This window comes from Methyloversatilis sp. (genome assembly GCF_030698125.1).
Taxonomy (GTDB): Bacteria; Pseudomonadota; Gammaproteobacteria; order Burkholderiales; family Rhodocyclaceae; genus Methyloversatilis.
On the sequence record NZ_JAUYNV010000025.1, the window covers coordinates 179368 to 192157 of the forward strand.

Genomic DNA, 12790 nt, shown 5'->3' on the forward strand with positions numbered 1-12790 from the left:
CAGCGCGCTTCGTTCCGTCATACGCCGATCAGCGCGCGCAGCGCGTCAATCGTATCCGCCTCCGCCGCAGGCTTGTCCAGCCGCCGCCTGAGCATGCGCGGAAAGCGCACGGCGATGCCGGACTTGTGGCGTGGCGATGGCTGTATGCCTTCGAAACCCAGTTCGAACACCAGTTCGGGCGTGACCGAGCAGACCGGGCCGAAGCGTTCGATCGTGTGGCTGCGGATGAAGGCGTCGACCTCTCGCATTTCGGTGTCCGACAGACCGGAATAGGCCTTGGCGAACGGCACCAGGGTGCGCGTTCCATCGGCTGCAACCGACCAGACGGCAAAGGTGTAGTCGCTGTACAGCCCGGCGCGTCGGCCGTGGCCGCGCTGGGCGTAGATCAGCACGGCGTCGATCGTGTGCGGGTCGATCTTCCATTTCCACCACTGGCCGCGCGGGTCGAGCTTGGTGCGGCCGATGCCGTACGGCGCGTCGGCTCGCTTGAGCATCAGGCCCTCGACGCCGCGCTCGCGGGCGCGAACCCGCTCGGCGGCCAGCGCCGGCCAGTCGCCGCGCAGCACAGGCGACAGACGCAGCACCGGCGTTGCCAGCCCGGCCAGAAGAACGTCCAGTCGCGCGCGCCGTGCCGATTGCGGCTGGGCACGCAGGTCCGCGCCGTCGTGCTCGATCAGGTCGTACGCCATGAACACCGCCGGCACGTCGTCGAGCAGGCGGCGCGTGAGCCGCTTGCGGGTGATGCGGGTCTGCAGCTGCGCGAACGGCAGCGGTACGTCGCCACGCCAGGCGAGCACTTCGCCGTCGAGCACGCAGCCGTCGGGCAGCGCAGCCGCCGCTTCCATCAGCTCCGGAAAGCGCTCGCTGATCAGTTCTTCGCCACGCGACCACAGCGCGACCTGGCCATCACGGCGCACGAGCTGGGCGCGGATGCCGTCCCATTTCCACTCAGCGAGCCAGTCGGCGGCATCCCCGAGCGACTCGGCGGGAGCGGTCTGCAGCGGATGGGCGAGGAAAAAGGGGTAGGGCTGCATGCCGGTTTCGTCGTCGCCCGCGGGCGCCACCAGCGCGGCGAAGCGCGCCGCGCCCATGCCGCTGCGCGCCGGGTCGGCCGCCAGATAGCCGATCAGGCGCTGCGCAACGAGTTCGGCCGGCACCTGCGCGAACGCCGCCAGCGCCCGCGTCACCAGCAGGCGCGACACGCCGACGCGCAGCGCGCCGGTAATGAGCTTGTTGAACAGGAAGCGCTCGCCGCTGCCCAGCACTTGCCAGGCTTCGATCAGCTGTCCGGGCTTTTCGTCGGGGGATGAGGCGCGCAGCGCGCCCAGCACGCCGACCCAGTGATGCAGCGGCAGGTCGCTGACGGCTCCCGGAGGGGGCAGGATGAGCGCCAGCGTTTCCGCCAGATCGCCGACCGCCTCGTAGCATTCGTCGAACAGCCAGTCCGGCATGCCGGCCGCGCGGGCGCCGGTCTCGCGCAGCACGCGCGTGCCCACCGCCTGCCGTGGCTTGCCGCCAGCGAGGAAGTAGACCGCCCACGCGGCGTCTTTCGCCGGCACCTGCGCAAAGTAGTCCTGCATCGCCTGCACGCGATGGCGGGTCGAAGTATTGCTGTCGAGTGAGAGGTAGAGGGCGGCGAAACGCTGCATCGGATCATCGTAACCGGGAGACACCGGTTTGATGGCGTGCCGGTGCAGCGGTTCGGCCACTTCGACCCGCAGTGCTGCACCATCCCGCCGCTGCGCGCGCAGTTCGACCGCGAGGCCCTGCGCGCCGCGCTCGCCGACGGGCACAGCGGGATCGTTGGGCATCGCTGCGCTCACCCCAACCTACGGGGCAGCAAGTCAATTGGGATGGGCGCAGCAACAGTTGATCAGTCTACGAAAAACGCCGGCCAGCGGCCGGCGTCTGGCTGCGCGCAGAAAGATCAGGCGCAGCGACGGGCCATGAAACCAAGCAGTCCGAGACCGGCCAGCAACATGGCCCAGGTATCGGCTTCCGGCACCGGTGCGGCGAACGACGTCATGCCGGGGCTGGCGACAGCACCGCTGAGTGAGGCATACGAACCTTCGATGTCGCCGACCGACGACCGCACCCACAGTGTCGCGTTGTTGGCGCCCAGTGCAGCGGCCGTCGTGGCACGGCCGCTGAAGTTCTGGGTGCGCGGGCCACCGGCAGCAGCGTTGTCGCCATAGGTCAGGCGATCGACCAGCGAGCCGGCGCCATCGAACAGGTTCAATTCGTCGGCGCGGCCGATGTTGTTGGTGTAGCCACCCAGCACCTTCACGCTGTCGGCCAGCGTCCAGTCGAGACGGAAAGTCGCTGCATCGATCTCGGTGATGACGACCGATTCGCCTGCGCCAACGAGGCCGAAGGCGCTGAGGTCGAACACGCCGGGCAACCGGCTGTCGTCGTCATAACTCCAGCCGGTGAAATCGACCGCCGAGGTGCCCAGGTTGGTGAATTCGATGAATTCGCCGCTGCCGCCTGCATACATCCATTCGGTGATGCGGACATCGGCCTGGGCCTGCGATGCGAAACCGGCGACGAGCAGTGCTGCGAGAAGCTTGTTCATGGTGTGACCTCCTTGTTGGATTGAGCGGATCAGGACAGACGGCGGCGCGCGGTGGCGCCGATCAGGCCGAGACCGGCCAGCAGCAGCGCCCAGCCTTCGGGTTCGGGAACGGGGGCAGTGGGCGCCAGCACATACAGGCGCGGGGTTTCGCCGACGATGTAGATGACGCCGTTGCCGTCGATGGTGACGCCTTCGGCATCTTCGGCGATGGCGGAGAAGTCGAACTGGCTCAGTACCTCGCCGCTACGCGTGACTTCCATCAGGCGCGGCGTTTCCTGGCTGTAGATGAGCAGGTTGTCCTGGTCAGCGGTGCCGCGCAGCGACGCGACAGTGGTCAGCGTCTGCACGTCGGACAGGTCCAGCGTGCCGAACAGGCGTACGAACGGGTTGGCCGGCGGCACCAGCTCGGTCACGGTGGCGCTGCCTGTCGTGAAATCGAGTGCCGCGTCATATACCGCCTGCGGCGTCTTTTCCTTCACGATGATGAAGCGGCCATTGAGCGGGTCATATGACAGGCCTTCCAGCCCCACATTGCCAACTGTCGGACCGACCGACACGGAAGGCAACGTGTTGCGGCCGATCGCGCCACCGGCCGTGTAGCTGAAGCGATAGACGTCCTGCAGCCGTTCCTCGACGAGAACGAACTGACCGTTGCCGATATAGCTCAACCCTTCGGTGTCGTCGAAGCCGAACAGGTTCATCGAACTGAGCGGCTGACCCTGCTTGTTCACCTCGACGACATAGTCGCCTTCGTCGCCGAGCACGAACAGCGTGTCGGTGTCCCAGTTCCAGGTGACGGCCGACGCTTCGGATGCCTGAACCGACGGCAGGTCATAGGTGGCGACCAGGCGGTAGTCGGCGAGGTCAAGGCGGGTGACGGCCGCCTCAGCGGATCCGGCGGCCATCAAAACCAGTGCAGGGGCGAGGGCGGATGCGCAGCTTCGACGGAACATGGAACGGTACCTGAGCGGATGGGGGAGCCGCGGACGGTGCCGTACGGATTTTGCAAACTGATGACGGCGGATGATCCATGCGGACTATCCGCCATGAAACCTGTCGGCGCAGGAACCGTGCCGACAGGCTGCGCCGAGCGAGTTCAGTCGGGCTTCGCGGCATTTCGGCGGCGCAGGCCCAGGGCCCCTGCCAGAGCCAGCGCGCTGAGTGCGAGTGTGCCCGGCTCCGGCACGGTCTGCGAGTCGACGGACTGCAGGTCGAACCCGACGCTACCGAGCGAGAACGCCGAGCCATCGAACGCGCTGCCGTCGCCGATCAACGTCAGGTCGAGGCTGCTGCTGCCGGCCGGCAGCATGAAGCCAAGCCGCAGATCGATGCTCGCGTCGTAGGTCTGATTGAACAGCAGGCCAGCGCCGGAAGTGACGCTGATCAGCAGGCTCAGCGAACCGAGAGCGTCCCCGGTGGCGTCAAGCTGATGATCGAAATCGACGAAAAGTTCGACTGCGCCGCCTGTCGTGCTGGCCAAGGTACCGAAAAAGCGCGCGGTGGCAGCAGCGTCCGCCTGTTCGCCGGCGCCGTCAGCCGATGTCGTAACGACCAGCATGCCGGTATCGGCGAAGGCAAAGGCCGTCGCAGCGCTGGTCAGACCCAGCGCGTTGGCATCTGAAATTCCCGGCAGCGGGGGCGAAACGTGCTCATTGACGCCGTCGAATGCGTCGCCGGCCGAAGCGAGCGTGCTGGTGCTGAACTCAACCGTCGAAAAGACAACCGGTGCGGCGAGGGCAGCGCTGCTGGTCAGGGCAAGCAGCGAAGCTGCAATCAGGGTTTGCATCGTGATGAACTCCTCGAAAAGGGATCAGGGGTGTGCCGCGCCGGCCACCGCGGCCTGCGCAGAGGTCGGAAGGGTGGTCAGCGCCTCACGGGCGCTGGCGGCGAGGTCGTGCCAGGGTGCGCGCGCCAGCGCCTGCTGCAGGTGTTCGCGCGCCGCGACGGCGTCTCCGGCTTTTCGGGCAATCAGGCCGGCGTGATAGAGCAGGCCGGGGTCGCGTGTGCCGACAGCGAGCACGCGCGCCATCGTCGTATGGGCGTCGGCGAACAGACCGTTGCGATACTGCGCCCAGGCCAGCGTATCCAGCGTGTAGACGTCCTGCCGGCGCTGGGCTTCGCGTTGCGCGAGCAACAAGGCCTTCGCTGGCTGCCCGGAGTGATCGAGCCAGTACAGCACCAGTTCGCGGTTCGCGTTGTCAACCCCTTCCGATTCGGCGAGCGCTGCGCGCTCGAAATCAGAATAGGCCCCTTTTGCCTCGGCGGCGCGACCGACCCGCTGCAGCGCTTCACCCAGCCGAAAACCGTTCTCCGGATGTGGCGAGGCCTTCACGTGGGCCCGCCGCGCCACGAGCGCGTCGTCGTGACGGCCCTGCGCGTGCCGCACTTCCGACAGCTGCGCCAGCGCATAGTGATAAGCAGGAAATTCACGCAGTGCGCCCTCCACGAGCGCCTCGGCTTGGTCGAGCCGGCCGGCGTTGACTTGCAGGTGCGACAGGTGCGTCAACAGCCAGGCACGGTCTTCGGTTTCAGCGCTTGGCGTGCGGTTATAGGCCTGTTCCATCAATTCGATGGCGCCCTCGACGTCGCCAAACAGCTCGCGCAGATAGGCGGCACGGGTCAACCCGACGACATTGCCAGGGCGCAGATCGAGCAGCCATTGAGCATAGCGCTCGGCGTCCGCGTAGCGACCCAGTTCGACGCTGGCATCCGTCAGCATGGCGAGCGTCATCAGATCGTCGGGATTGGCCTTGTGCAGCGCAAGTGCGGCATCGAAGACACGTCTGAATTCGTGTTCGCCCAGCCACACCCAGATGCGCGTGCGCTGCGTGTCACGATTGTCCGCTTCGACCTGCTGTGCGCGGTCGAGCACCGCATGCGCCCGGTCGTAGAAATCGGTATCCGAGGTTTCGCGTGCGCGCCGCGCCAGCGCGAGCGCCAAGCCATTGAGCGCCTCGGCGCGCAACGACTTGGCTGCGGTCAGCGTAGCGATGCGGGCTTCGGCAGCCTTGATGGCGCGTTCGGCCGGTGTGTCGTCGGCGTACGCTGGCGCAAAGGCGCAGGCGCAGCAAAGGGCGAGCGTCGTCAGTACGGTTTTCATGTCTTCCTCGGCTGAATGACGGGGGCAGCGCCGGTCACCTCTGCAGTGCGCGGACATGACCGGCCCCTCGGGCTTTACTCGGGGCAAATACCGCCGACGGCACCACCGCAACCCGGTTCGCCCGGATCGATGTGGCGACGGTCACGCCCGGACGGCGCACTGCCCAGGTAGGGGAAGGTCGTGCGGTAGGCGGTGTCGTTCGAATTGACGCCATCGCCCAGACGACCACCAATGTCGGGGTTGAAGCCGGGAAACGGCGCTGCAAGTACGCCACCGACCACTAGACGCAGCGCCACGTCGGTCACGTCGTCGAACACCCGGCGCCCGTTCGGGAAGCCGGCTGCATCGCCACCAAGCAGCCCGAGCCGGCTGGCCACTTCGGGCGAGGTCGGCGCGACACCGGTATTCAGGCGCAGCAGGTCGGCCACCGGACCCGCCGGCGTGCCGGGGGCGGCGATCGGTGCAGCGTAGGTCACCACGGGCAACAGGTCGCCACGCGGCACGGCGGGAATAGCCACGGCGCCGCCGGTCAGCGCATTGACAACACGCGCCAGCGTCGGATCGAGGAAGAAGTTCGCGAACTGGCCATCGTTCTTCGGTATGTCCATGCTGAAGCGATCCTTGAAGCCGGTGCCTACCAGCAGTTCGTTGATCAGCGGATTGCCCATGCGCTGAACCTGACGGAAGCTGCCGGAGTTGGCAGCAGCAAGCGGTGAGCGACGCACCGTGGTGCCTGGACGCGAGGTGGTCGCCCAGATGCCGATGGTGGCAGCCGGCGAGTTGGCGGCCTCGATCCGGCCGGTGCGCGTGAGCAGGCTGACCGGAATTTCGATCGCCAGCGAATTCACGGCATAGCCTGATACCGTGTCGGCAACGGTGTTCTCCGATGATGCATCTTCAGCCGCGCTGAGCACCGGAAAGCGATGTGTGTTCAGCGTATCGAAGGCGCCGCCCAGATCGATCCAGAAGGCGTCGTCGGTTGTGCCGGCAAACGACTTCACTTCGTTGGCCAGCGTGTAAGTCGCGGCATTGAACAGCGCTTCGTAATTCATCGTACGCGGACCGATGTTGCCAGGTACCGCATACAGCCCGGAGCCGATGACCGTTCGCGTTGTCGGACGGCCCGCACTGTCATAGCGCACCATTGTCAACGTGTAGGTTTGGCGCGTGCCGAGGCCGGCCGAGTCGAAACTGGTGATGCGGTCCGGCACCAGCGCGGTACCCGGCGGCACCGGGGCCGGCGAATTGGCCGGCGCCAGGGCGCCGCCGGCGATGCCGGCGTAGCCCTGGAACAGCGTCGGCAGGCGCTGCTCGGTCGTGAAGCGGAACTGGAAGCCGATGTCCTCCACGGCGTCATGGTCGTTGTCGACCTTTATTTCGTAAAGGATGTCCGGATCGAACGGGAAGTAGTTCGGGCCGTTCGCAGGTTCGAGCAGTGGGTCAACGCCGACGATCATCGTCACTTTCGGTGTGCTGCCCCCGTCATAGCTACGGAAGGCGAACACGTCGGTGATGTCGGCCTTGTGGTCAAGTGCGGTGATCGGCGCTTCGCGATGATTGGCCGCATACGACGCAGTGCTGACGAACAGCGCCGCAACGAGCAGATAGAGCTTCTTGTGCAACATGCCGGATTCTCCTGGGCAGAGCGTGAATGGAAGCCGGTGCTGGCCACTCAGTGGCGCAAGCCGGCGCGGATCGATATTCTTTTGTTGACCTCCTCCGTGCGTGGGACGACTGTCCTCGCGGTAGCGCCCGTCACTCCATACGAACCGACTTGCACACCGGATGCACCGAATGCGTCAATTTTTTCGGGCCCACCCGATGCGGTGTCCAGAGCAGTCGGTTCGTAGGTCTGCGTGATGCAGAAGCCGTGACCGTTGCGGGCAGGCGGTGTCAGCCGGCGTTACACAGACTGGCAGTCTGGGACGGACCGGATAACATTGCTGCCTTCAATCTTTGACTTGTTGTTTTGGAGCCACCGATTTCATCGCACCGATCGATGAACTGACCAATTTCAAGACATCGTCCTGGAGCGCAAGGTCCTTCGCGGAGGTGTCGATGACCCACCTGCCCTGATCGCGACACAACTCGCGTTTGGACCGCCAGAACCCATCCAAAGACCCGCGAAGTGCTCAGCGGCTATCCGTTCGGGGAGGCTCGCCGTCCTCAAGCCTGATGGCAGAACGCGGCCCGCTCTACGTCTGTCCGTTTTCCGCCACGCCCTTATCCGCCTCCTGGCCGAAGGCGGTCGCGAAGGCGCCGGCTTCAAGACCGTGTTCGTTCAGCCAGCGCACCAGCGGCTCGACATGGCCATGGGTGACGATGACGCGCGAAGCACCGGTGGCGCCGATGGCACCCAGCAGCCCCGGCCAGTCGGCATGGTCAGACATCACCAGACCGCGATCGACACCGCGCCGCCGGCGCGCACCGCGCACCTGCATCCAGCCTGACGCGAAACAGTCGGCGTAGTCGCCGAAGCGCTTCATCCACGGGGTGGACTGCGCCGACGGCGGTGCAAGCACCAGAGCACGGCGAAGCGCCGCAACGTCCAGGCCGTCCGACACCATGGCGGTGGCGGGCAGGGCGACGCCGCTGTCGCGGTAGGCGCGGTTCAGCGCCTCGACCGCACCGTGGCACACGAGGGGGCCGATCGCCGGATCGAGGCCGGCCAGGATGCGCTGCGACTTGCCGAACGCGTAGGCGAACACCACGCTGGCGCGTCCGGCGTCGGCGTTGCCGCGCCACCACTGGTTCAGTTCGGCAAACAGCGCGTCCTGTGCCGGCCAGCGGTAGATCGGCAGACCGAAGGTCGATTCCGTGATGAAGGCATGCGCCCGCACCGGGTCGAATGCCGTGCAGGTCGCGTCCGGCTCGAGTTTGTAGTCGCCCGAGGCGACCCAAACCTCGCCAGCGACCTCGACCCTGACCTGTGCCGAACCGAGCACGTGACCGGCCGGGTGCAGCGACACTGCCGCATCCCCTATATATATGCGTTCGCCCCAGGGCAGCGTCTGCAGCGTGATGTCGCCCAGCCGCGCGCGCAGCACCCGCTCGCCCTCGGCGCTGGCCAGATATCGGCGGTGCCCGGTGCGCGCATGGTCGGCGTGGGCATGCGTGATGATGGCGCGATCCACCGGTCGCCAGGGATCGATGAAGAAGTCGCCGGCAGGGCAGTAAAGCCCTTCCGGGCGCAGAATGATGAGGTCGTGGCGCATGGTGGCGATGGTATCGTTCGCTTCATGAGCGCGATGCCCGATCACAAGTTCCTGCGCGAACACAGCCGGCTGCTGGCCGAAAGCTTCGAGCGCCTGACCGGCCAGCGGCTGCCGTCGGATGCGCTCACGCTGTACAACGCGCACTTCGCACTGGTGTCGCACGGCACCCAGCCGGATCCGGTCTTCAATTACGCCAACCTGTTCGCGCAGCGACTGTTCGGCTACGCGTGGGACGAATTCGTCACGCTGCCTTCGCGCCTGTCCGCGCGCGAGCCGGAACGTGACGAGCGCGCCCGTCTGCTCGAAATGGTGACCCAGCAGGGCTACATCAGCGACTACTGCGGCGTGCGGGTGCGCCGCGACGGCACGCTTTTCCGCATCAGCCACGCCACGGTGTGGAAGGTGCTCGATGCCGACGGCCAGTTCTGCGGGCAGGCGGCCATGTTTTCCGAAGTCGAGGAATTGCAGTGAGCCCCGCCGACAGCAGCCTGCATCCGCTGGTCGAGGCACTGGGCGAGCGTCATGCGCGCTGGACGTCGATCCGGCGCGACCTGCATGCCCACCCGGAACTGGCCTACGAGGAAACGCGCACCGCCGCCATCGTGGCGCGCACGCTGCGCGCGTCCGGCATCGAAGTGCATGAGGGCATCGGCCGCACCGGTGTGGTCGGCGTGCTGCGCGCCGGCCCCGGCAAGGCGGCGATCGGCCTGCGCGCCGACATGGATGCGCTGCCGATGACCGAACAGAACACCTTCGCCCATCGTTCGACCCATACCGGACGCATGCACGGCTGCGGTCACGACGGCCATACCGCGATGCTGCTGGCGGCGGCCGAATATCTGGCGGCGACCCGCTGTTTCGACGGCACGGTGAATGTCATCTTCCAGCCGGCCGAGGAGGGCAGGGGCGGCGCGGCGGCGATGATCGCCGACGGCCTGTTCGAGCGCTTTCCGATGCAGTCGGTGTTCGGCCTGCACAACTGGCCCGGCCTGCCGGTCGGGGAAATGGCGGTGCATGACGGGCCGGCCATGGCCAGCAGCGACGAGATCGAAATCGTCATCGAAGGTCGTGGCGCGCACGCCGCGATGCCGCATCTGGGCGCCGACCCGGTGCTGGCCGGCGCGGCCATCGTGCAGGCGCTGCAGTCCATCGTGTCGCGCAATGTGTCGCCGGTCGACTGCGGCGTGGTCAGCATCACGCAGTTCCATGGCGGCGAGGCCTACAACGTCATTCCGCAGTCGGCCACGCTGCGCGGCACGGCGCGCGCGTTTTCGCCCGAGGTGCGCGACCAGCTCGAAGCGGGCATCCGGCGTGTCGCGGAAGGTGTGGCGGCGGCGCACGGGGTGACGGTTGCGGTCAGCTACCGGCGCGGCTATCCGCCGACCGTGAACACCTCGGCCGAGGCGGCCTTCTGTGCGTCCGTGGGGCGTGAGCTGCTTGGCGACGCCAGCGTGCGCACCGACTACCCGCCCAGCATGGGCGCGGAGGATTTTGCCTACATGCTCGAATGCAAGCCCGGTTGCTACATCTGGCTCGGCAACGGCGGCGGACCGGATGCCGGGTCGCGCCCGGGCCACGAAGAAGGCGGCGGCTGCATGCTGCACAACCCGCGCTACGACTTCAACGATGCGGTCATTCCGCTCGGCGTGGCGTACTGGACACGGCTGGTCGAGCGCTTCCTGCAGGCGGAGTGAGGCCGTCCGGGCGCGGCGTCAGCCGTGCGCCGGCGCGCCCAGCAGCACCAGTTCGGCTTCCTCGTGCGGCTCGTACAGCCGCGAGCGGGTCAGGAAGCGGATGCCTTCCGGTGATTCGATCGAAAAGCCGGCGCCCCGCCCGGGCACCGCGTCGATGATCAGATGGGTGTGCTGCCAGTACTCGAACTGGGATTCGCTCATCCAGAACGGCATGCCGCCGATTTCGCCCAGTTGCACATCGGAACTGCCGAGCGTGAATTCGCCCTGCGGATAGCACATCGGCGCGCTGCCGTCGCAGCAGCCACCCGACTGATGGAACATCAGCGGGCCGTGCTTGCGCGCCAGCCGCTCTATCCAGTCCAGCGCCAGCGGTGTGGCGGATACGCGGGTCACCATGATGTTGCCTCGCAAATCATGAAGTTGAATCGAGATAATCGATGCAAATCAATGATTAATTGTATATTTTTATAAATATAACCATTCCGGATGGACGAAGAGGCGAACGATCTGCACCGTCCGCCCCTTCACCGATCCGGCTCACCTTGCCGCGGCGATCCGGACCGAGCTGCCCCCTCGCAGGATCAGAAGAATCCGAGCGCCTTCGTCGAGTAGCTCACCAGCAGGTTCTTAGTCTGCTGGTAGTGGTCCAGCATCATCTTGTGGTTTTCGCGGCCGATGCCCGACTGCTTGTAACCACCGAACGCAGCATGCGCCGGATACAGGTGATAGCAGTTGGTCCATACGCGGCCGGCCTGGATGGCGCGGCCCATGCGGTAGGTGCGATGCACCGAACGCGACCACAGGCCGGCACCCAGACCGTACAGCGTGTCGTTGGCGATGGCCAGCGCGTCGGCTTCGTCCTTGAAGGTGGTCAGCGCCAGCACCGGCCCGAAGATTTCTTCCTGGAACACGCGCATCTTGTTGTGCCCCTTCAGCACGGTCGGCTGGATGTAGTAGCCGCCCGCTTCCGCTTCCTTGCGCACGCTGCCGCCGGTCAGCACTTCCGCGCCTTCCTTGCGACCGATGTCGATGTACGACAGGATCTTTTCGTGCTGGTCGGAACTGGCCTGGGCGCCGATCATGGTGTCGGTGTCCAGCGGGTGACCGCCGCGCACCTTGTTCACGCGGGCAATGGCGCGCTCGATGAACTTGTCAGCAATGTTTTCCTGGACCAGCGCACGGCTCGGGCAGGTGCACACTTCGCCCTGGTTCAGCGAGAACATCGCGAAACCTTCGAGGCACTTGTCGAAGTAGTCGTCGTCGGCGTCCATCACGTCGTCGAAGAACACGTTCGGCGACTTGCCGCCCAGCTCCACGGTCGAGGGGATTATGTTCTGGGAAGCATATTGCATGATCAGTCGGCCGGTCGTAGTTTCGCCGGTGAAGGCGATCTTCGCGATGCGCTTGTTGGTGGCCAGCGGCTTGCCGGCTTCGATGCCGAAGCCGTTGACGATGTTCAGGATGCCCGGCGGCAGCAGGTCCTGGATCAGTTCGATCAGGACGAGCAGGCTGACCGGGGTCTGTTCCGCCGGCTTCATCACGATGCAGTTGCCCGCAGCCAGAGCCGGGGCGATTTTCCACGCAGCCATGAGGATGGGGAAGTTCCACGGAATGATCTGGCCGACAACGCCCAGCGGTTCGTGGAAATGGTAGGCAACGGTGGTTTCGTCGATTTCCGACAGCGCGCCTTCCTGCGCCCTGATGCAGCTGGCGAAATAGCGGAAGTGGTCGATCGCGAGCGGGATGTCGGCCGCCAGGGTTTCTCGCACCGGTTTGCCGTTTTCCCAGGTTTCGGCGACGGCCAGCAACTCGAGGTTGGCTTCGAGGCGGTCGGCGATCCTGAACAGCACGGCGGCGCGTTGCGCCGGCGCAGTGCGTGCCCAGCCTTCGCGCGCCTTGTGGGCGGCGTCCAGCGCCAGTTCGATATCGGCGGCCTGCGAACGGGCAACCTGGCAGAACACCTTGCCGGTGACCGGTGTCGTATTGTCGAAGTACTGGCCTTCAACTGGCGGTACCCACTCGCCGCCGATGAAATTGTCGTAGCGGGCCTTGAAAGTGAGTTTGGAACCGGGTTGACCGGGGTCGGCGTAGCGCATTATCTGTCTCCTCGAATGATCGGTTGCCCTGCGGCCGACGTCGAATGCGCGGCACAAGAACACAGGGTCGGCCTGCACGCTAGTCCGTGCGGGGTAGGTATCCGGTAGGT

11 protein-coding genes are annotated in these 12790 nt (G+C 66.0%); 2 read left to right on the top strand and 9 right to left on the bottom strand.

Going from position 1 to position 12790, the window contains the following annotated elements:
- Positions 1-17 precede the first annotated feature (17 nt).
- From Q8Q80_RS10580 to Q8Q80_RS10610, 7 genes are all read right to left on the bottom strand, one after another.
- A complete protein-coding gene (locus Q8Q80_RS10580; RefSeq protein ID WP_371132743.1) occupies positions 18-1811 on the bottom strand; it encodes an ATP-dependent DNA ligase in 1794 nt (597 codons plus the stop codon).
- Positions 1812-1927: 116 nt separating this feature from the next.
- Entirely contained in the window at positions 1928-2575 is a 648-nt protein-coding gene (locus tag Q8Q80_RS10585; protein WP_305632872.1) for a lamin tail domain-containing protein, read from the bottom strand.
- Positions 2576-2604: 29 nt separating this feature from the next.
- Positions 2605-3480, bottom strand: coding sequence for an SdiA-regulated domain-containing protein (locus tag Q8Q80_RS10590; protein WP_305632873.1), 876 nt, complete (start codon positions 3478-3480; stop codon positions 2605-2607).
- A 191-nt stretch (positions 3481-3671) separates the two neighbouring features.
- A complete protein-coding gene (locus tag Q8Q80_RS10595; RefSeq protein WP_305632874.1) occupies positions 3672-4361 on the bottom strand; it encodes a PEP-CTERM sorting domain-containing protein in 690 nt (229 codons plus the stop codon).
- A gap of 24 nt (positions 4362-4385) precedes the next feature.
- Positions 4386-5675 carry a tetratricopeptide repeat protein gene (locus tag Q8Q80_RS10600; RefSeq protein WP_305632875.1) on the bottom strand — a complete coding sequence of 430 codons (1290 nt, stop codon included), beginning with the start codon at positions 5673-5675 and terminating at the stop codon, positions 4386-4388.
- Between the two features lie 74 nt (positions 5676-5749).
- Complete coding sequence (locus Q8Q80_RS10605) at positions 5750-7300, bottom strand: DUF4331 domain-containing protein (protein WP_305632876.1); 1551 nt, start codon at positions 7298-7300, stop codon at positions 5750-5752.
- Positions 7301-7870: 570 nt separating this feature from the next.
- Positions 7871-8890, bottom strand: a complete 1020-nt coding sequence (locus tag Q8Q80_RS10610; protein WP_305632877.1) for a ligase-associated DNA damage response exonuclease — start codon at positions 8888-8890, stop codon at positions 7871-7873.
- A 24-nt stretch (positions 8891-8914) separates the two neighbouring features.
- Between Q8Q80_RS10610 and Q8Q80_RS10615 the strand changes: the two genes are divergently transcribed.
- The gene (locus Q8Q80_RS10615) at positions 8915-9361 is read left to right on the top strand and encodes an MEKHLA domain-containing protein (protein ID WP_305632878.1); all 447 of its coding nucleotides are present in this window, start codon (positions 8915-8917) and stop codon (positions 9359-9361) included.
- Entirely contained in the window at positions 9358-10584 is a 1227-nt protein-coding gene (locus Q8Q80_RS10620) for a M20 aminoacylase family protein (RefSeq protein ID WP_305632879.1), read from the top strand. Before Q8Q80_RS10615 ends, Q8Q80_RS10620 begins: the two co-directional genes overlap by 4 nt.
- Before the next feature lie 18 nt (positions 10585-10602).
- On the opposite strand, the gene Q8Q80_RS10625 is transcribed toward Q8Q80_RS10620, so the two are convergent.
- Complete coding sequence (locus Q8Q80_RS10625; RefSeq protein WP_305632880.1) at positions 10603-10980, bottom strand: DUF779 domain-containing protein; 378 nt, start codon at positions 10978-10980, stop codon at positions 10603-10605.
- A 185-nt stretch (positions 10981-11165) separates the two neighbouring features.
- Positions 11166-12680 (bottom strand): aldehyde dehydrogenase family protein, encoded by a 1515-nt coding sequence (locus Q8Q80_RS10630; RefSeq protein ID WP_305632881.1) that lies wholly within the window; start codon positions 12678-12680, stop codon positions 11166-11168.
- Positions 12681-12790 lie beyond the last annotated feature (110 nt).

What these genes read in the sequence shown, in the direction of transcription:
- Q8Q80_RS10625 (WP_305632880.1), bottom strand. Translation starts at nt 10,980, where the DNA reads ATGGTGACCCGCGTATCCGCCACACCGCTGGCGCTGGACTGGATAGAG.
- Q8Q80_RS10590 (WP_305632873.1), bottom strand. Translation starts at nt 3,480, where the DNA reads ATGGCCGCCGGATCCGCTGAGGCGGCCGTCACCCGCCTTGACCTCGCC.
- Q8Q80_RS10630 (WP_305632881.1), bottom strand. Translation starts at nt 12,680, where the DNA reads ATGCGCTACGCCGACCCCGGTCAACCCGGTTCCAAACTCACTTTCAAG.
- Q8Q80_RS10595 (WP_305632874.1), bottom strand. Translation starts at nt 4,361, where the DNA reads ATGCAAACCCTGATTGCAGCTTCGCTGCTTGCCCTGACCAGCAGCGCT.
- Q8Q80_RS10600 (WP_305632875.1), bottom strand. Translation starts at nt 5,675, where the DNA reads ATGAAAACCGTACTGACGACGCTCGCCCTTTGCTGCGCCTGCGCCTTT.
- Q8Q80_RS10610 (WP_305632877.1), bottom strand. Translation starts at nt 8,890, where the DNA reads ATGCGCCACGACCTCATCATTCTGCGCCCGGAAGGGCTTTACTGCCCT.
- Q8Q80_RS10605 (WP_305632876.1), bottom strand. Translation starts at nt 7,300, where the DNA reads ATGTTGCACAAGAAGCTCTATCTGCTCGTTGCGGCGCTGTTCGTCAGC.
- Q8Q80_RS10615 (WP_305632878.1), top strand. Translation starts at nt 8,915, where the DNA reads ATGAGCGCGATGCCCGATCACAAGTTCCTGCGCGAACACAGCCGGCTG.
- Q8Q80_RS10585 (WP_305632872.1), bottom strand. Translation starts at nt 2,575, where the DNA reads ATGAACAAGCTTCTCGCAGCACTGCTCGTCGCCGGTTTCGCATCGCAG.
- Q8Q80_RS10580 (WP_371132743.1), bottom strand. Translation starts at nt 1,811, where the DNA reads ATGCCCAACGATCCCGCTGTGCCCGTCGGCGAGCGCGGCGCGCAGGGC.